Below are 342 nucleotides of genomic sequence, written 5' to 3' on the forward strand. Positions count from 1 at the left end.
CGTTGTGAAAAAGAGCATACTAAGCATTTTACTATTTTTTGCAAGTACGGGATCATTTGCAGAGCCAACTCAGTCGCCTGAGTTATTAACTCAAAAAATTGAAGAGTACGTTCTTAAGCAATTGACATCCTATAAAGAAGGAAAGATCCATGTTTCCGCAGATAAAATTGACTCTCGTTTAAGCTTGAAAGCCTGCGCAGAAAATCACTTAGTTGTATTTAACCCCTACAGCACCCCTATTTTAGAAACCAGTACGATGGGAATCAAATGCCAAGAGGCAGATAATCATTGGTCCTTGTATGTACCAATCCGCATTATCATTCTAAAAACAGTTTTTGTAGC

The 342-nt window shown here is 37.7% G+C and carries 1 pseudogene; it reads left to right on the forward strand.

The features are described 5' to 3' along the window. Window positions 1–342 (forward strand): annotated as a pseudogene (locus ACQY7T_RS14430) (flagellar basal body P-ring formation chaperone FlgA); the annotation flags it as partial.

Origin of the sequence: Legionella sp. (assembly GCF_965140895.1) — a bacterium.
Classification (GTDB): Bacteria; Pseudomonadota; Gammaproteobacteria; order Legionellales; family Legionellaceae; genus Legionella.